General features: G+C 41.6%; 4 protein-coding genes and 1 pseudogene. All 5 read left to right on the top strand.

Features of this window, described 5'->3' with window-relative positions; genetic code table 11:
* The first annotated feature begins 54 nt into the window (after positions 1 to 54).
* Positions 55 to 1,375: pseudogene (locus F6J90_RS12255) on the top strand (transposase).
* A 772-nt stretch (positions 1,376 to 2,147) separates the two neighbouring features.
* A complete protein-coding gene (locus F6J90_RS12250; RefSeq protein WP_293093437.1) occupies positions 2,148 to 2,765 on the top strand; it encodes an AMP-binding protein in 618 nt (205 codons plus the stop codon).
* Positions 2,766 to 2,771: 6 nt separating this feature from the next.
* The gene (locus F6J90_RS43575) at positions 2,772 to 2,858 is read left to right on the top strand and encodes a beta-ketoacyl synthase N-terminal-like domain-containing protein (protein ID WP_366513763.1); all 87 of its coding nucleotides are present in this window, start codon (positions 2,772 to 2,774) and stop codon (positions 2,856 to 2,858) included.
* A gap of 183 nt (positions 2,859 to 3,041) precedes the next feature.
* Entirely contained in the window at positions 3,042 to 8,621 is a 5,580-nt protein-coding gene (locus F6J90_RS12240) for a type I polyketide synthase (protein ID WP_293093435.1), read from the top strand.
* 157 nt (positions 8,622 to 8,778) lie between these two features.
* On the top strand, positions 8,779 to 21,291 hold the full coding sequence (locus tag F6J90_RS12235; RefSeq protein WP_293093434.1) for a type I polyketide synthase: 12,513 nt from the start codon (positions 8,779 to 8,781) through the stop codon (positions 21,289 to 21,291).
* Positions 21,292 to 21,293 lie beyond the last annotated feature (2 nt).

The raw sequence follows: 21,293 nt of genomic DNA, 5'->3' as shown, positions 1-21,293 counted from the left end.
CTTATGTATATACTATAAAAGTACACGCAAAATAACGTCAAGGAGGTGATTATAGTGCTAGTGATGGAGTTCAAGGCCATTCTCAAAAAGTCCCAGCAAGAAGCTGTAGATGAGGCCATTCGTACATCCAAGTTTGTGCGAAATAAGGTGCTTCGTTATTGGATAGATAACAAAGGAATTGGCAAGAAAGAACTCTATCGCTATAATACTCAATTAAGAGACGAGTTTAAATTTGTCAAAGATCTCAATAGTCATGCTTGCCAGGCGTCCGTAGAAAACGTGGAGCGGGCTATTAAGCACTTCTTTGATAACTGCAAAAAAAAGACTCCCGGCAAGAAAGGCTTCCCAAAATTCAAAAAACACTGTCGATCAGTTGAATACAAGCAGTCTGGCTGGAAATTATTGCCAGATAAGAAATCGATAAAATTCACCGACAAAAAAGGCATCGGGAAAGTTAAGCTTAAAGGTACTTGGGATTTGTGGTGGTTTGACCAAAAGCTGATAAAACGGGTGCGGATAGTAAAGCGAGCTGATGGCTATTACATCCAGTTCTGTGTCAAAGTAGATAATTTTGAAAAATTAGAAAATACTAGATGTGCTGTTGGGTTGGATGTAGGGTTAAAAGAATTCTATACAGACTCTGATGGCAATACCGAACCCAATCCCAGGTTTTATCGTAAAAGTGAAAAACGAGTAAAGTTTTGCCAGCGACGAGTATCCCGAAAAAAGAAAGGCAAGGCCGTAGGCCACGCTTCGCGAACAGCCAACCGACGGAAAGCTAGGAATAGATTAGGTAGGGCACACCTCAAGATAAGCAGGCAACGTAAAGAACACGCCAAGAGACTGGCGCGTTGCGTAATCCGGTCTAACGACCTGGTCGCCTACGTTCGCGCAGCGTGCCGTAAGGCAAGACTTGAAGGTCAAAAACTTAGTAAAAAATCACTGCTTAGCCAAGTCTATTAATGATGCTGGTTGGCGTCAGTTTCGGGAATGGTTGGAGCATTTTGGTCAAAGGTTTAGTCGGATTACCGTTGCAGTTAATCCTGCCTATACAAGTCAAAATTGTTCTGAGTGTGGCGAAGTGGTCAAGAAGTCTTTATCAACCAGGACTCATATCTGCAAATGTGGATGCCAACTTGATAGAGATGTTCCTTCGGAACCGCTTCGCGAACACAACGCCGCAAAAAATATACTCAATAGAGCCTTGAGTACCGTGGGGCACACGGAAACTTATCAAAACGCTTGGGGAGATCTGGCCTCTACTTTTCCTGATTCCGTTCGCGTTCGCGCAGCGTCGCCTACGGCGAAAGCGTCGCCTACGGCGAATCTGGTTAAGCAAGTCAGTTCGTTGAACCAAGAATCCCCCGATTTCTAATCGTGGGGAGTGTCAAGAAGCAAAAAGGATTTGGGGGGGAGCAGGTCTGGCGTTGCTGAAACATTAGTACTATGTACCAGATGAGCTTGGCTTTTACCCGGGGGCTATAGATAATGTACAAATATTCCCATCTTATCCTAAGTTTTCCCAGAAATCCTGATCAGATCCAATCAGGAGTTGGGAGAGTCTGGTTGAAAATGTTCTTTTTCTATAGCCAAGTAGTCGGAAACAATTAACGTTGACTGTTAAAACAAGGAGCTTCGGATCATGGAACAGAAAGGGTTTGAGCAACTTCAAGTTTCTTAATAAAGTTTAGGGTTGACAATTATTTTTTTTTGTGATATAGTTTTTTTTGGTTGTTGATTCGGTAAGTCTCATTGAGCAGAAACATAACTACAGTTAAAACCGTTGAAAAACTGTTGATAGGGAGCAGTAAAGCCTTGAAAAACGCTATTATAAAAGTCATTTTGTAAATATAAGCTCTTCAGACCTTAAGTTTTTTAACACAGTTAAAAAAACGTCCGAGTACTTAGTTTTATATAGCTAGTGTTGTTGGGCGAAAGTCGGGAAGGAATTTACTTCCAATTAGGATTGACAGTGATTTTTTTTGGGTGGTAGAGTTTTTTTTGTGCTGGATTCGGTGAGTCTCATGGATAATAAAACCTAACTACAGTTAAAACAGTTAAAAAACTGTTGATAGGAAGCAAGGAAGCGTTAAAAAACGCTCTTTCCAAAGGAGCTTGAAACCAAAGGAGCTTGAAACTGGCGAAATATGAGATGTTCAGACCTTTATGACAAGTTTTCCAATCTGGTAGAGTTGTTGCGTTATAGAGCCCTAACTCAGCCTGATAAAATCCCTTATACCTTCAATGAAAAAGGGGAAGAAGAAACTGATCGTATCACCTATGAGGTATTAGACCAACGCTCAAGGGCGTACGCCTGCCAGTTGCCGTCTCTGGAGGCAACGGGAGAACGAGCTTTGCTAGTCATACCACCAGGTATAGACTTCATTGCTGCCTTTTTTGGGTGCTTGTACGCTGGGGTAATTGCAGTGCCCGCTTATCCACCACCCCGACGCAGTCGCAATCTCTCTAGGTTGTTAGCGTACGCATCAGATGCAGAGGCGTTGTTTGCCCTAACTACCACATCTCTTATGACCGAGTTAACCAGTCGCTTTGCCCAGCATCCAGCTCTGGGGAGGCTGCATTTGCTTGCTACCAATAAATGCGTACACGACCAAAGGTTGAACTGGTCTGAACCAACCCTAGACAGGAGTAGCCTGGCCTTTCTCCAGTACACCTCCGGTTCTACGGGAACACCCAAAGGAGTAATGGTAAGTCACGGTAACTTGCTACACAAGGAGTACTCATTACTGATTCTTCTTCGTTAAATCAAAATGGATAGAGAACCGATTGCAATTATTGGCATGGGATGTCGTTTTCCAGGAGCTAAAAATCCAGAAGCATTCTGGGAACTACTATAGTAATTTACCTGATTTAAAAGAGGTAGACGTAGATGACAATATTTTGCCAGTTATCGAAGATATTTCAGAAGAATAATTTGAAGCACTAGCCGTTCAAAAACTTTAATAAATCAAAAGTATAATAATTTGATACATAACAAAAAAAATAAACTTTAATTACTCAAAATTCAAGGCTAAAAATTCATGGAAGCGACTACCAACACAGAGCAACTATCATTATCCAAACAGATGTTTCTGGCGCTAAAGCAAGCAGAAGCTTTGGATATGATGGAGCGTTCAAAAAGTAAACCTATTGCCATTATTGGCATGGGCTGTCGATTTCCAGGAAATGCCAACACACCCGAAAGCTTCTGGCAACTGTTATCTAGTGGTCAAGATGCAGTTAGAGAAATTCCACCTGAACGCTGGGATATAGATTATTGCTATCACCCTGACCCTGATACTCCAGGGAAAATGTATATTCGCCATGCTTCATTAGTTAATCAGGTAGATCAGTTTGATCCTGAGTTTTTTGGCATCTCTCCCCGAGAAGCAAATAGCCTTGATCCACAGCAACGTTTTCTTTTGGAAGTAACTTGGGAAGCTCTAGAAAGAGCTGGAATTAACCCCCAACAATTAGAAAACACTCAGACCGGGGTGTTTCTGGGCATCGGTCAAAACGATTATGCTGATTTGAGCTTCAGCCAACTCGAAAATATCAGCCCTTACGATGGTACAGGAAATGGGTTTTGTTTTGCAGCAGGTCGGTTATCTTACTCATTAGGATTGCAAGGCCCATCTATGGCAATAGATACAGCTTGTTCAGCGTCTCTGGTAGCTGTACATGAGGCTTGTCAGAGTCTGCGTCAGGGTGAGTCTAATCTGGCTTTAGCAGGAGGAGTACAACTAATTCTCTCTCCTCAAATCACCACCGCACTATCAAGATTAAAGGCTCTATCACCCGATGGCAGGTGTAAGACTTTTGATGCTGCTGCTGATGGTTATGGCAGGGGAGAGGGATGTGGCATTGTGGTACTCAAGCGTCTGTCTGATGCGGTCAAAGACGGTGACCAAATCTCGGCAGTGATTCGTGGTTCAGCCGTTAATCATGATGGACCTAGTAGCGGACTGACAGTGCCCAATAAACTAGCCCAGGAAAAGTTAATTCAGCAAGCTCTCAAAGCGGCGAAAGTAGAACCATCTCAGGTGGGTTATTTGGAGGCTCATGGTACAGGAACTTCTTTAGGAGACCTTATGGAAGTAAGAGCCTTAGCCAGTGTGTTTGAGCAGGGACATAACCAGGACAATCCCTTGATGATTGGTTCAGTTAAAACTAATATTGGTCACCTAGAAGCCGCAGCGGGAATTGCCGGTTTAATTAAGGTAGTTTTGCAACTGCAACATCAAAAAATTGCGCCTCATCTGAATTTTATAAATCCCAACCCCTATATTGATTGGGAGAATATACCTCTAAAAGTTCCAACTCAACTGACACCTTGGTTGTCATCAGAGGGTAAACGAGTGGGAGGAGTCAGTTCCTTTTCTCTTAGTGGCACGAATGCTCATATAGTGCTAGAAGAAGCCCCTCTTCAAGTCAAAAATCAAAAGTCAAAAGGTAACAGTGAAGGTGTTCATCAGCGTCCTTTTCATTTGTTAACTTTGTCAGCTAAGACTCCAAAAGCTCTCGAAGATTTAGTAACTCTTAATCACAATTATATCGAAACTCATACAGAATTAGCGATAGAACTCCGTTCCACTGACGCGATCGCAGATGTATGTTACACAGCTAATACAGGAAGAGCTCATTTCAACCATCGACTAGCGGTTATTGCTTCTGACCGAAAGGAATTAGCAGAAAAACTACTTTACTGGAAAACTGGGGAGGAAGTAGTTGGACTATTTTCTGGACAACTTGATAGTGGTAGCAAAAGTCCAAAACTGGCTTTCCTGTTCACCGGTCAAGGTTCCCAGTATGTGAATATGGGAAGGCAACTCTATGAACAAGAGCCGACTTTCCGTCAAGCTTTAGATGAATGTGAGCAAATCTTACAGCAGTATCTGGAATATCCACTCAATGAAGTTATTTATCCTCAAGACCCACAGCACTCAAGCTCCTCTCTACTAGACCAAACAGCTTATACCCAACCAGCCCTATTTGCCATTGAATATGCTCTGTTTAAGTTATGGCAATCCTGGGGCATAAACCCAGATGCAGTAATGGGTCACAGTGTAGGAGAATATGTAGCAGCAACAGTAGCAGGAGTATTTAGTTTAGAAGACGGTCTCAAACTAATTGCCACCCGGGGAAGGTTGATGCAACAGTTGCCCTGTGGTGGTCAGATGGTTTCAGTGATGGCTAACGAGTCAAAAGTCCGTGAACTGATTACCCCCTACACAGAAAAAGTAGCGATTGCTGCGATTAATGGACCATTAAGTGTAGTAATTTCAGGTGAAGCAGAAGCCATTGCTGCGATTATCAGTAGTCTAAACTCAGAAGGAATCAAAACCAAAAGACTACAAGTATCCCACGCCTTTCATTCACCATTGATGGAACCGATGTTGGTAGAATTTGAAGCAGTAGCCAATCAAATTACCTACCATCAGCCAAAAATACCACTGATTTCCAATGTTACAGGAACAAAAGTAGACAATAGTATTGCCACAGCTAACTATTGGGTAAATCATATACGCCAACCTGTCAAGTTTGCTGCTAGTATGGAAACCCTGCAACAACAAGGCTTGGAAATATTCCTAGAAATAGGAGCAAAACCAATATTATTAGGCATGGGGCGTCAATGTCTACCAGAAGAGTTCGGTATTTGGTTACCGTCGTTACGTCCAGGAGTAGATGAATGGCAACAAATGCTGTCTAGTTTAGGACAGCTGTATGTACAGGGAGTCAAGGTAGATTGGTCAGGGTTTGATAGAGATTATAGCCGTAATAAAGTAGTATTGCCGACATATCCATTCCAACGGGAAAGGTATTGGGTGGAAACCGCTAAGGGCTCCGATTCAAAAGCGATCTCTTCAAACAAGCTCCATCCTCTAATTAATCAAAAGTTCCAATCTCCCTTATCAAAAGAAATCTTTTTCGAGTCTGACTTTAATACCCAAAACTACCCCTTTTTAGCCGACCACCGTATCTATGAAAAAGTTGTAGTTCCTGGTGCAGCTCACATTTCCCTATTGTTAGCAGCTGCCTCTTTAACGTTTCCGAAAACTGAATGTCAACTGGAGGATATTCTCTTTCCTCAAGCCCTAGCTATTCCGGAGGAAGGAGTACGAACTGTGCAGGTAGCTTTGACTCCACAAGATAGCTCTTATTCATTTCAAGTGATTAGCTTTGACGACTCTTTTAACGATGGCAGAGAAATCAGTTCTTGGGCGGTTCATGCTACCGGAAAGATTTCGACTGACCCGGTTGAAAAATCACGGTTATCTCTGGTAGATATTGAAGGAATTCAATCTCGCTGTAGTCAAAAACTAGAGAGCACAGAAGTTTACCAGTATCTCTGGGAGCGACAAATTCAATTAGGGCAGAGTTTCCGCTGGATAGATCAGGTCTGGTTAGGAAACGGAGAAGTTCTTTGTGAAATGAAAGTGCCCCAAACAGTTCTAGAGGCAACAAAGTATCAACTACATCCGGCTTTGGTTGACTCGTGCTTCCAATCACTAGTTGCACTTCAATTAAGTCTGTCTGACGACAATACTGAGATGTTTGTTCCGTTCAGTGTAGAGAAATTTACTTTCTATAATCGTCCTCAGAATGGACGGCTTTGGTGTTATACCCGTAGGTCACAAGACAAACAATCATCAGAAAAATTCAAAGTTGATCTACAATTAGTTGACCAAAATGGGGAACTAGTGGCTCAGGTTAGTGGTGTTGAAGCGAGGAAAGCAAATGCCCAAACATTGCTGATGACTCTGGGTTCAGATTTGAGTAATTGGTTTTATGAAATTAACTGGCAAGCTATACCCCTACCATCAAAAACCCGATCTACTCATGAACAGGAAACAGGGAATTGGTTAGTATTTGCACTCACCGGTGAATTGACAGAGGGTATTGGGAAGAGTTTAGAACAGAAAGGCCACAACTGTATTTGGGTATCTCCCGGTTCAGAGTATAAGCAAATAGATGCTCACCATTATCAAATCAATCCCACTGTTGCTGAACAATTCCAACAACTGCTGCAAGACAATGGTGATCTTAAAGGAATTGTGCATTTATGGGGTGTAAATCAAACCAGTGAATCTTTGGGTATCAAGGAGTTAGAAAAAGCTCAAGAACTAGGTTGTGCTACAGTACTACATTTAGTGCAAGCCTTAATTCAAGCTCGACTAACTCATCTACCGCCGATGTGGTTAGTTACTCAAGGAACTCAGAGTGTATTAGATGAAACGGAAGTGGTACAACCCCAGCAGGGAGCTCTATGGGGACTAGGGCGAGTTATTAGTCTCGAACACCCAGAATTAGCTTGTTTTCGAGTTGACCTAGAGCCGAAATCTCATATTTCTGAAACCGTCCCCAGTTTGGTAGATGAACTGTTGTCTAATCAAAACGAAAACCAGATCGCAATTCGTCAGGGAGTCCGTTATGTAGCCCGATTAGTACCACAACAACAGCAGAAATTAATATCATTACAACTATCAATTGAATCAGAAGCCTGTTATCTTATTACTGGTGGTTTGGGAGCATTAGGGCTACAGGTAGCCCGGTGGCTAGTTGCTAAAGGTGCTAAACATCTGGTTTTGATTGGGGGTTGTGCTCCCTCAGAGATGGCGATGGAAACAATTCAGGAATTAGAACAAGCTGGAAGCCAAATCTCAGTTTTATCAGGGGATATATCCAATCAACAAGATACGGTCAGGATTATGAAGCAAATTCAGGGATCGTTGCCACCACTCAAAGGAGTGATTCATGCCGCCGGGGTATTGGTTGACGGGTTACTGCAACAGATGAGTTGGCAGCAGTTTACCAAAGTGATGGCACCAAAGGTGGCAGGAACTTGGTATTTGCATCAACTGACCCTTGATTTACCCTTAGATTTCTTTGTCTGTTTCTCGTCGATGGCTTCGATGTTGGGTTCACCAGGTCAAGGAAACTATGCCGCAGCTAATGGGTTTATGGATGCTTTAGCCCATCATCGTCGAGGACAGGGATTACCAGGATTGAGTATTAACTGGGGACCATGGGCAGCAGCAGGCATGGCCGCTCGTTTAGCAAGTGGACATCACAATCGGATGCAGAGCCAGGGCATAGTTGCCATTGAACCCGAACAGGGAATGCAGGCATTGGGGTCATTGTTATCAGGTTCTCAAAGCCAAGTTGGAGTGTTCCCGATTAACTGGTCAAGGTTTGTCAGCCAGCTCCCTAGTGGGCAAAAGATGCCATTCTTAGAGGCTTTGATTTCATCAGTAACAGAAACTAAAAACGAACAGCTTTTAGAACAGCTAAAAGCAGCTCCACCAGAGCAAGGAGAAAAAATCTTGATAGATTACCTCAAAAATAAAATTTCTCCTCTTTTGGGAATAAATGCTGCTAAAATAGAAATAAAGCAACCTTTAACTAGTATGGGTTTTGATTCTTTGATGGCCGGTGAATTGCGAAATTTTATACAAAGGGAAATAGAAGTTGATATTCCTATGGAAATAATAATTAGCGGTATTAATATTATCGCAATAGCAAATTTATTGGTTGATAAAATTTTGTTAAATCAAATTAGTTTATCAAATTCTTCAAAAACCCAAAATATCATTGAAGATAGGGAAGAAATTACTATATAATTTTATAAGACATTTATAAATATATGAAAACACGTGAAGGTATTAGTTTGATAAAAATAGCGCGAATGAATAAAGTACTTGAGTGACTTTGGTTATAAAAAAATAGTTCCTCAAACCATCAAAAACCCAAAACATGAAAATAGGGAGTAAATCAATCATGAACCTGAAGCAAGTTTTGTATCAAATCTCTAGCCAAGGCATTAAAATGTGGGCTGAAGGAGATCAACTAAAAATTAACGCTCCTAAGGGGGCATTAACAGCAGAAATTCGAGATATTATCTCTCAAAATAAGACCGAATTATTGCGGCTGCTTCAGGAAAAAAGCCACAATTTTAGTGCTCAATCTATACCTTTAATTTCTGTTAATAGAAATGAACATTTTACTCTATCCTATCAACAGGAACGTCTTTGGTCTGTAACTCAGTTAATTCCAGATAGTGCAGCACTCAATATATCTCAAACAATACGGCTCGAAGGTTTAATAGATATTCAAGTTTTGCAAGAAAGCTTAAATAAAATTGTTAGTCGCCATGAAATTCTCAGAACAAGTTTTGCCTTAAAAGAAGGCTCCTTGGTTCAGGTACCTCTTCCTGAGCTAGATATAAGTATTTCCGTTGACTATTATCCTGGTTTAAGCACAAATGAAATAACAGCTGTTATTGAAGAAAATGTTGCACAAGAATCCCTGAAAAATTTTGATTTATCTCAAGCTCCACTATTCAGTTTCAAACTGCTACAGTTCAGTGATACAGATGCAGTATTAATATTAGTATTTCATCATATTATTATCGATGTTTTATCAATTAATTTATTAATTCGGGAACTCCTAACTTTATATGATTCCTCTCTGGATAAAAAACACTCTCCCTTAACGGAATTAGATATTCAATATGGCGATTATGCTGTTTGGCAGCGACAATGGTTACAGGGAGAAGTATTAGAAAAAGGATTAAATTTTTGGAAAAAACAATTAGCTGGTGTTTCTACTTTATATCCAGTACCAGTTGATAATTTTCAAATATATCCAGGATTTCAAGGTATACAAAAAACTTTTAACATACCTAATACTACATTGACTGCAGTTCAACAGTTAAGTAGTCAATATAGTATTACTCCTGTAGTTTTCTTTCTTTCAGTATTCTATGTATTGATATTTAAATACTCCCTAAAACAGGATATTGTCGTTAGCTTTCCAGTGTCAGGCAGGGTGCATCACAAACTTAAATCTGCCATCGGTTTTTTTGCCGATATTATCTTACTGCGTGCAAAGCTTGATGATAATTTTACATTCAAACAATTACTATACAAAGTTAAAGAAATTACCCTAGAAGCTTATGCCAACCAACATATTCCTCTAAATTATGTAGCGGAATTTATTGACGCTCAAACCTATCAACAATACAGAAGCTTGTTTCAGATTTTATTTGATTATATTGACATCGACGGTGATAAAAATAATCAAAACTATTCTAAGTTTAGTATCTCAAATACAATAGATGGTAAATTGCCTACAGACATAGATTTATTCTTTGCTTTGTTAAAGGATAATCAAGAGTTAAAGGGGTTGTTTACTTACAATGCTAATTTGTTTGGGGAAGATACTATTACAGCTTTAATAGAATCTTATTTGTTGATTATAGAACAATGTCTTCATTTTCCAGAGACTAAAGTTAATGAATTGGAATTGTCAGAAAAGCTGAAGGTTCGTCAAGTAGATATCCACAGTCAGTCAAGAAAACAAGCTCTGGTAGAAACTGCATTAAAATCTATTCCCGAAGTCCAGGACTATGCTATTTTAACCAGGGATAATCAACAGGTTGCTTATGTGGTTGTTTCAGGTAATTTTTCTATAGAGAAAATACATTCATACCTACAGCATCATTTATCTCCTGAGTTGCTCCCTTGTGCTTATGTGCCCATATCTGCCTTACCTCGGACAGAATCAGGACAAGTAGATGAAACTATTCTAAATAGTCTAGAAGTTATTGACTCAGATTTGATCGCCCGTTGGGAAGAAAAACTGCGTTCGTGTAGCGTCTCCGTAGGAGAATCGCACCCACAAATAGAACAAGCAGCAGTAGTTGTCCAACCCCATAAAACCAAAGCAACCCCACCAGTTCATCTATTAGATCTAGTTCCAGAAGCATCTATCACTGGTATGTTCTCTGCAACAACAACAGAAGTTCCGTCCCTTGAAAAAGTTGCATCTCAACCAGAAAATCTGACACCAGTTGTACCCGCATTCAGTGATGGTGGTTCATTAACAATTCCAGATGATGCACCTTTAACCTTAACTGAAGCACTAATTCAAACAGCAACTCGATGTCAACAAAAAGAAATAGTCTATATCCTTTCCCATAAAAAACAAGTCTCCCAAACCTATAGTAGTTTACTGGCAGAAGCTAAATGCACTTTAAATGGTTTGCGTCATCAAGGTTTAAAAGCAGGAGACCGAATCATACTGCAAATCGAATGCCTGCGAGATTATTTTCCAGCACTCTGGGGATGTATTCTGGGTGGAATTCAACCAATAACCGTAGCTGTAGCCAAAACTTATAAACAACCAAATGCTGTAGTCAAAAAGTTATACAATACCTGGGAATTACTGGAACATCCACCAATATTAGCTAGTGAATCCCTGCTCGAGCCACTGCAAAATCTTCAACAGTTACTCCCACTCTCAGGAGTGCAAGTTTTCTCGGTACAAAGGATGATAAATTATCCACCTACCGAAGAAATTCACCATAGTCAACCTGATGATGTCGCATTCTTACAATTAACTTCAGGCAGCACAGGAGTACCTAAATGTATTCAAGAAACTCACCAAGGTATTGTCACCCATATCCATGCTGCTCAACAATTTAATGGATATCAGGAAGAAGATGTTTCCCTAAATTGGTTGCCAGTAGATCATGTCGCTCCCATCCTCACCTGTCACTTCAAAGATACTTATCTAGGTTGTCAGCAAATTGAAGTGGCAACAGATGTGGTGTTAGCTAACCCCATTGTCTGGTTAGATTTACTAGAAAAGTATCGAGTTTCCCATACCTGGACACCCAATTTTGGATTCAAGTTAGTAAGTGATGCTTTATCAAAAGTCTCTCATTTAAGTTGGGATTTGTCTTCGGTGAAATTCTTCATGAATGCAGGAGAACAAGTAACTCCTAAAGTAGTACGAGAATTTCTAAGGTTAGTGGCTCCCTTTGGAGTACCTTCCCAAGCCATGCAGCCAGCTTTTGGCATGGCAGAAGTTTGTACCGCCATGACTTATCAAAATCAGTTTGATTTTGAATCAGCTATCCATCGCATCCGAAAATTCTCCATAGGAGGACAGTTGATTAAAGGGGAGGCAACTGATACAGATGTAATAGAATTTACAGATTTAGGTCCTCCCGTACCAGGAGTTCAAATTCGCATTACCGATGAGAACAATAAACTCTTACCAGAAGGTGTGATTGGTCTATGTCAAATCAAGGGCAAGGTAGTAACTCCTGGTTACTTGAATAATCCTCAAGCTAACTCAGAAGCATTTGTAGGAGATGGCTGGTTTAATAGTGGTGATTTAGGTTTTATCCTTGATGGAAAACTGGTATTAACAGGTCGAGAAAAAGAGCTAATTATTATTAATGGAGTTAACTATTATTGCTACGAGATTGAGGATATCGTTAATAACATTGAGGGAGTAGAACCGGCTTTTGCGGGAGCAGTTAGTTTCTCTCAACCAGAGACAGGGACAGAAGGGCTAGCAATTTTCTTCACACCGAAACAGCTACAACTAGAGTCTAACATTGAGTTAATCAAAACTATTCAGCGAGAAGTATCATCTCAACTAGGCATTACTCCCACTTATGTAATACCCATATCGGCTGCAGAGTTTCCCAAGACAACAAGCGGTAAAATTCAACGGGTAAGACTGAAAAGGATGCTGGAAGGTGGGGAATGTCAAGAAGCAATCAAAGCGATTGATATTCAATTGGCAAATAACCGGACAATTCCCAACTGGTTTTACAAAAAATCTTGGCTACTTAAAGAAGCTATTGTTTCCCCTTATCCTCAGCAGGTAGGTCTAACTTTAGTCTTTGTTGACTGCTTAGGATTAGGAGATTTTTTGTCAAATAAATTAGATAAATACGATCAACCTTGTATCCAAGTTGATTTTGGTTCAGGCTTTGCTCAAGTGAATGATCGCCACTATACTATAGTTCCGGGAAATAGACAGCATTATCGAAAGCTATTTGAGTCCATAGCAGTCAAAAAAACACCAATTTCGCGGATATTACATTTAGGTCACTACCAGGATTACACCGAAGAAGTTGCGGACATAGAAAGCCTAGAAAAATCACAGTACCAAGGACTTTTTAGTTTACTACACTTAGTTCAAGCCCTAGAGCAAGTTCAAGGTACACAACATCAGGTACAGTTACTTTTTATCAGCAGTTACATTCAGTCAGTCCAACCTACAGACAATATAGCTTATGAAAAAGCCACGGTATTAGGCTTACTCAAAACCATTCCCCAGGAAATGCCTTGGTTAAGCTGTACTCATATAGATTTACCAGTAGCAGAGGTAGAGGTAAATGGGAATTACATTTGGCAAGAACTCTGTAGTGTTTTCAATGAACTAGAGATAGAAATAGCTTACAGAGATGGAAAACGCCTCGTTTCAGGCCTAGGGGCAGTGGATTTGGCATCAGAATCGCAAAAAGAACTACCCTTCAAAAAGGGAGGTATTTACCTAATCAGTGGCGGTCTCGGAGGAATCGGGGTAGAAATTGCCAAGTATATTTTAGAGCATTACCAAGCAAGGCTGATATTGGTAGGTCGAACAGACATAGAGCAACCAAACAATGGGAAGCCAACCCAGGAAGAGGGAGATAAGCTCTCGGAAAAAATGCTGGCGTACCAAAAGTTGCAGCAACTGCCAGGGGAAGTAGTATATCAAGCAGTAGATATCTGTAATTTAGGACAGCTACAACAGGTAGTAGCTCAGGCAGTATCTCAATTGGGTGGAGGTCAACTAGATGGAGTTATTCATCTGGCAGGAATTTACCACGAACAACTCTTGTCATCGGAAACTCAAGACAGTATGAGTGCATTGCTGCGTCCAAAAGTTTTAGGAACTTGGGTGTTGGATCAGCTGCTCAAAGATAATGCTAATGCTTTGTTTATCCATTTCTCATCTATATATGGTTTCTTTGGTGCTACAGCTATAGCTGCCTATTCAGCAGCTAATAGTTTTCAAACAGCTTTCTGTGATCGCCAAAAAGCTCAGGGTAAGAAGCAAGTCTATTGTTTGGCTTGGAGTATCTGGGATGAAAAGGGTATGAGTCGTGGTTACCAAATCAAGGAACTCAGCCGTCTCAAAGGTTACCATGTTATAAAACCATCACAAGGAATATATTCTTTATTGGCAGCTCTGTGTCATCATCACAATAATCTGATAGTGGGTTTGGATCAGAGTAATCTACAGATACAGCGCTTGAGCAGGGATTGTCATAGTTTACAACAGTTAACTGCTTATTTTTCTGCTAAAACAACAGAGTTTCCTGTTCGTCAGTTGCAAGAGTTGGAGGTGCGCGATCGCTTTGGAACTCTTAGCAAAATAATGCCTTCCGCTTTTGTTCAATTAGAAGCACTCCCATTAACACCTGATGGCCAAATAAACCGTAAAAGGTTGCGAGAACCTGACAAAAGTACTACCTTTAATGAAACCGAGCCAAAAATCGCTGCTATTTGGCAAGAGGTTATTCAGATAGAAGAAGTCGGAATTTACGATAATTTCTTTGAACTGGGCGGAACATCAATACTCCTAATACAGGTTCACAGCAAATTGCAAGAAATATTTGATATCAAGTTTAAAATTGTTGACCTGTTTGCCCACCCAACTGTACATTCATTAAGTCAATTTATTACGGGCAATGGTGAAGCCCAATCAAGGAAAAAGCGCCAAGTTAAGCCGTTAAAGAAACCTCAGGATGATAATGATGTTGCGATAATTGGAATGTCGGGACGTTTTCCCGGTGCGAAAAATCTAGAAGAATTTTGGGATAATCTGAAAAATGGTGTGGAATCTATCTCCTATTTATCAGATCAACAGTTGGGAGAATCTGGAGTCGGGACTGATTTACTTAATAATCCTAACTATGTCAAAGTTAATGGTCTGATTTCAGACATCGATCTGTTTGATGCTAACTTCTTTAACTACAGTCCAAGAGAAGCCAAAACAATAGACCCGCAACAAAGGCTTTTCCTAGAATCTGCTTGGGAAGCAATAGAGAGTAGTGGTTATAATCCAGAGACTTATGACGGTTCCATAGGGGTTTATGCTGGCGGTGCGATGCCTACTTACTTAATGTCTCACCTTGACGATCAAAGTTTTATAGTGCTAAGTAATCGCTCCTTTGAACAAATGATTGGGAATGACAAAGATTACCTAGCAACACGCGCTGCTTACAAATTGAATCTCACCGGACCAGCAATAAATGTTCAAACAGCTTGCTCCACTTCATTAGTTGCAGTTCATCTGGCTTGCAAAAGCTTACTCAATGGGGAATGTAATATGGCACTTGCAGGTGGTGTCTCCATCAAGATTCCCCAAGAGGTCGGATACTTATATCAAGAGGGAATGATTGCATCTCCTGATGGTCACTGTCGAGCTTTTGATGCCAGAGCTCGGGGGACAGTTTTTGGTAGTGGTGTTGGAGTTGTATTGCTCAAAAGACTCCAAGATGCAATAGCAGATGGAGATTGTATTCATGCTGTGATCAAGGGTTCAGCCATTAATAATGATGGTTCCTTAAAATTAGGCTACACTGCACCTAGTGTGGAAGGTCAAGCAGCAGTTATTTTAGAAGCTCAAGCTGTTGCTGGAGTAGGTGCAGAGACGATCACATATCTAGAAGCTCATGGCACTGGTACAGAGTTAGGAGACCCAATTGAAATTGAAGCTTTAACAAGATCATTTTCTCAGCACACTCAGAAAAAGCAATTTTGCGCCGTAGGTTCCCTGAAAACTAATGTGGGGCACTTGAATACAGCAGCAGGGGTAGCAGGATTGATTAAAACTGTGCTGGCTATCAAGCACGGATTAATACCTCCTAGTCTGAACTTTGAGCAACCTAATCCCCAGATTGATTTTGCCAATAGTCCGTTTTACGTCAATACCACTCTGTCTCAATGGAAAAGCAATGGCTCTCCCCGTCGAGCAGGAATTAGTTCTTTTGGTGTAGGAGGAACTAATGCTCATGTAGTATTGCAGGAAGCTCCTATTCAAGTTAAAAGTCAAAAGTCAAAAGTTACCAGTGAGGATGATCTAGAACGATCGCTCCATATATTAACTTTGTCTGGGAAAACAGAAAAAGCTCTCGAAGATTTAGTCGGTCGTTATCATCATCACCTAGACACCAATCCAGAATTGGATATAGCAAATGTTTGTTACACTGCCAATACAGGAAGGGTTCACTTTAACCACCGACTAGCAGTTGTAGGTTCAAGCCAAGCAGAATTGCTCGAAAAGCTGCTCCAATTCCAAGCAGAAAATGGAGTAGCAGGAATCTTCTCAGGGGAATTACCTAAAAAGCTTACTTCAAGAAAAGTAGCTTTCCTGTTTACCGGTCAAGGTTCTCAGTATGTCAACATGGCAAGAAAGCTATATGAACAAGCACCTGTATTCCGAGAAGCACTCGACCAATGTCACAAAATTATCAGTAGTACAGAAACATTCCAGGAAACTTCCTTACTAGAAATTCTCTATCCAGTAGACAAAGATCACTCCAGTTCATCTCTGCTAGACCAAACAGCCTATACCCAACCAGCCCTATTTGCCATTGAATATGCCCTGTTTAAGTTATGGCAATCCTGGGGCATAAACCCAGATGTAGTCATGGGGCATAGTGTGGGGGAATATGTAGCAGCAACCGTAGCAGGAGTATTTAGTTTAGAAGAAGGTCTGAAACTAATTGCGACTAGGGCAAGGTTGATGCAACAGTTGCCCTGTGGTGGTGAGATGGTTTCAGTGATGGCTAACGAGTCAAAAGTCCGTGAACTGATTACCCCCTACACAGAAAAAGTAGCGATTGCTGCTATTAATAGTCCATTAACTCTAGTGATTTCCGGAGCCAGTGAAGATATTGGTGCTATTTGTGACACATTAGAAGCTGAGGGAATCAAGACCAAAAGGCTACAGGTATCTCACGCCTTCCATTCACCCTTGATGGCACCAATGTTGGCAGAATTTGAAGCAGTAGCCCATCAAATCACCTACCATCAACCGACTATTCCACTGGTTTCGAATGTGACTGGAATTCGAGCCGACGATACCATTACTACGGCCAACTATTGGGTAAATCATGTGTTACAACCAGTCAGGTTTGGCCAAAGTATCGAGACCTTGCACCAACTTGGCTATGAAATCTTCCTAGAAATCGGACCGAAACCAATATTATTAGGCATGGGGCGGCAGTGTCTCCCAGAAGAAATCGGTGTGTGGTTACCGTCGTTGCGGGAGGGAGTAGAAGAATGGCAGCAGATGCTTTCAAGTTTAGGACAGTTATATGTCCAGGGAGTCAAGGTAGATTGGTCAGGGTTTGACCGAGACTATGCTCGTCAAAAGGTAGTGTTACCTACTTATCCATTCCAACGAGAACGGTATTGGATAGAAAGTAATAAGAGTAACCGCAAAAAACCGTATTTATCAACCGAAAAAAATCTCCACCCCTTATTGGGTAAAAGGTTCTATTGTGCCGGTCAGCCACAACAAGTTCAATTTGAATCTTTATTAGCAGAAGATGAACCAGCCTACCTCAAGCACCACCGAGTATTTGACCGGGCGCTATTCCCCACAACGGCCTATCTAGAAATAGCTCTAGCTGCAGGAGTAAACCGCTTTAAAACTGATAATCTAGTAGTAGAAGACCTAGTCATCCCAACCGGATTGATTTTACCAGAAGGAGAAATAAAAACAGTTCAGACTATACTAACTCCATCAGAAAACCAAACCTACCAATGGCAAGTATTTACTCAACAGCAACAGCCGAACCAGGACGAACCCCAGTGGATACTTCATGCCAATGGAAAAATTCGAGCCGCAGAAATGGAAACTGGTGTGGCTACTGTTGACCTAGAAAAATACTTGACCGAGTGTAGTCAACCCATAGAAATCCCAGACCATTATCAACACTATCGACAAAGAGGAATTGAGTACGGAAACAGTTTCCAAGGAATCCAACAGCTGTGGAAGGGGTCCAACCAAGCCCTAGGAAAGATTGAGTTATCCCCAGATTTACTGCCAGAAGTCACAGACTATCAGTTCCATCCCGCTTTATTAGATGGAGCCCTACAGGTGCTGATCCATGCACTACCCGAAACCAACACCAACCAAACTTATCTACCCATCGGAATCGAGCAATTAAAAGTATATAGTCGTCCGGGGCTGTCTGTATGGGCAATGGCCTCAGTGACCATTGAAACTCAAGAAAATTGGACAGCTCAACTCACCCTGGTCAATGGCAAAGGAGAAATCCTGGCCACCCTATTTGGCTTACGAGTCAAACTAGCTACCCCTGAAAGCTTACTAGGAACTGAAGCATTTGCCCTGAGCAATTGTCTGTACGAAGTCCAATGGCAACACAAAGGTCGTTTTGGGCGATTACTACCTCCGACTTATCTGCCCTCTCTAGTCGAAATTAGTCAAAAACTCAAGCCAACCCTTTCTCAAGTAAGTTCTCAAACCGATTTAGATAACTATGGTCAACTCTTAACGGAGTTAGATAAATTGAGTGTGGAGTTTGTCCAACAAGCTTTTCGGGAAATGGGTTGGTCTTACCCTGTCGGAAAAAACTTTAGTGCCATCGAAGCGATACAACAAATAAGAATCGTACCAAGCCATCACCGACTATTCAGCCGTCTGCTAGAAATGTTAGGGGAAGTCGGCATCCTCAAGAAAACTGAAGAGCAATGGCAAGTACAGCAAGAATTTGGAGTTACCAACCCCACAGAAAAAACCAAGACGCTACTAAGTCAATATCCCCAAGTTCAAGCCGAACTCACCCTGCTCAACCGTTGTGCATCCCAATTGAGTGGCGTACTCAGAGGAGCGATAGACCCAGTACAATTAGTATTTCCGGAAGGGGATTTAACGACTGCTACCCAACTCTATCAAGACTCTCCTGCAGCGAAGGTGATGAATAGCTTAGTGGAGAAAGCGATCGCCACTGCCTTGGAAAAGTTACCACCACAGCGAGGAGTGAGACTATTAGAAGTAGGTGCAGGGACAGGAGGAACAACTAGCTATATTCTCCCCCATTTACCACCGGACCAAAGTGAATATGTCTTCACGGACATTGGTGCTTTATTTACCGCCAAAGCCCAAGAGAAATTCCGGGATTATCCCTTTGTTACCTACCAAACCCTCGACATAGAACAAGACCCAACTGCACAAGGATTTATTGCTCATCAATACGATATCGTGATCGCGGCTAATGTGCTGCACGCCACCACCTCCTTAGAGCAAACCCTATCCCATGTGCGGCAATTATTAGCCCCTGGGGGAATCTTGGTGTTGTTAGAGGCAACAACTCGTCAGGGATGGGTAGACTTAATTTTCGGACTCTTAGAAGGATGGTGGAAATTCCAAGATCTAGAATTACGAGGGGACTATCCACTGTTAAGTAGAAGCAAATGGAAACAATTGCTCAGGGAAACAGGTTTTACCGAAGTGGTTACTCTACCAGAGACTGATGGAGTCCCTACAGTTTTGTCCCAGCAAGCAGTGATTATTGCTCAACTAGAAGAAACCACTATAGAGAAGACATCATCAGAACCCAAGGGTTGGTTAATACTAGCAGACCAACAGGGAATTGCCCAAAAAGTAGCTACTCAACTGCGCTCATCCGGACAAGTGTGTACCTTGGTATTTGCTGGGGAAAAATATCAACAAATCGCCGCCGAAGAAATTACCATCAACCCCCACAACCCAGAGGAATTTAAGGAACTGGTAGCTCACCTAAAAGCCCAATTACCTTCCTTATATGGAGTAGTGCAATGTTGGACCACCGAAGCCGGAATTGGTAAAAACATCAGCTCCGAGGAGTTAGAAAACTTATCTCAACTAGGGTGTGGCACCACATTATCCTTGGTGCAGGCATTAGTCAAAGCAGAATTCTCCTCACCGCCACGATTATGGTTAGTCACTCAAGGAGCCCAACCAGTACCTGAAACTGCTGCGATCATACCAGGAGTAGTACAATCTTCGGTGTGGGGACTAGCAAAAGTGATTAGCTTAGAACACCCAGAACTCAACTGTGTGCGAATTGATTTAGACCCCGAGGACACTCTAGAGCATCAAGCATGGGAACTGTTCTCAGAAATTTGGTCAGAGGATAAGGAAGACCAGGTGGCTTTGCGAGGAAAGACTCGTTATGTGCCTCGTTTAGTGAGTAGTCGTCAAGCTGAAGCAGAAGTGTCTTTGAGCTTCCGGGACGATGCGTCCTACTTAATTACAGGAGGTAATGGAGGTTTAGGTTTACTAGTTGCCCGTTGGATGGTAGAACGAGGAGCCAAACATTTAGTATTGCTCGGACGCAGTTCCCCAGACGAGACGGCACGAAAAAAATTAACTGAATTAGAACAAACCGGAGCCTTTGTAGTAGTAGAAAAAGCTGATGTGTCTGATGTTGCATCAATGACAAGGGTGATGTCCAACATCGAGCAGTCCAACCTACCATTAGCAGGAGTAATTCATTCGGCAGGATTGTTATCTGATGGAATCCTCCAAAACCAGAATTGGTCTAGCTTTGAAAAAGTGATGGCTCCCAAAGTCCAAGGGGCTTGGCATTTGCATCAATTAACCAAAAACCAGCCTTTGGACTTTTTTGTCCTGTTTTCTTCTGCCGCTTCTTTGTTTGGTTCTCCCGGTCAGGGAAATCATGCTGCAGCTAATGCCTTTCTGGATGGTTTAGCCCATTATCGTCGAGGTCTGGGGTTGTCAGGATTGAGCATTCATTGGGGTGCAGTATCTCAAGTGGGAGTAGCAGCTGAGCGTAGTGCAGATCTCGCAGAGCTAAAAGGCATGGGTGTGATCTCTCCGATTCAGGTATTAGAGTCACTGGAGCTATTGATGAGTAGTTCAAATGTGGAGGTTGGGGTAGTACCTATTAAGTGGTCGGCGTGGCAAGACCGAGTTGCACAATGGCTATTTTTATCAGATTGGCATCAAACCACCCACGCTTATGACCATACTTCTGAATCCTTGAAATGCTCGCTTTTACAACAGTTGAAAACAGCGGTACCCAGTGAACGACGAGAAATTTTAGTTGCTCATATTCGTCGTCAAGTAGCTGAGGTATTGGGCTTCAATTCATCTCAACAGGTTGATTTAAAACAAGGATTTTTTGACTTAGGAATGGATTCCTTAATGGCTGTGGAGTTCAGGAATCGTTTGCAGAAAAGTTTAGAATGTGATTTACCCTCTACTTTAACTTTTAAATATCCGGATTTGGCAGCATTGATAGATTATCTGACTACTGAGGTGTTTGCCAACTATTTTTTGGTTACCTTAGAGGATAAAGAGAAGAAAGTACAGGAAGAAACTTCGCCATCATCTCGTTTCCAAGAAATGTCTGAAGATGAGATTGCCAAATTACTTGCTAAAAAAATAGAAGCTTTGGAATAAAA

It is taken from the genome of Moorena sp. SIOASIH (assembly GCF_010671925.1).
Classification (GTDB): domain Bacteria; phylum Cyanobacteriota; class Cyanobacteriia; order Cyanobacteriales; family Coleofasciculaceae; genus Moorena.
This window is presented reverse-complemented; position numbering and strand designations above follow the sequence as displayed.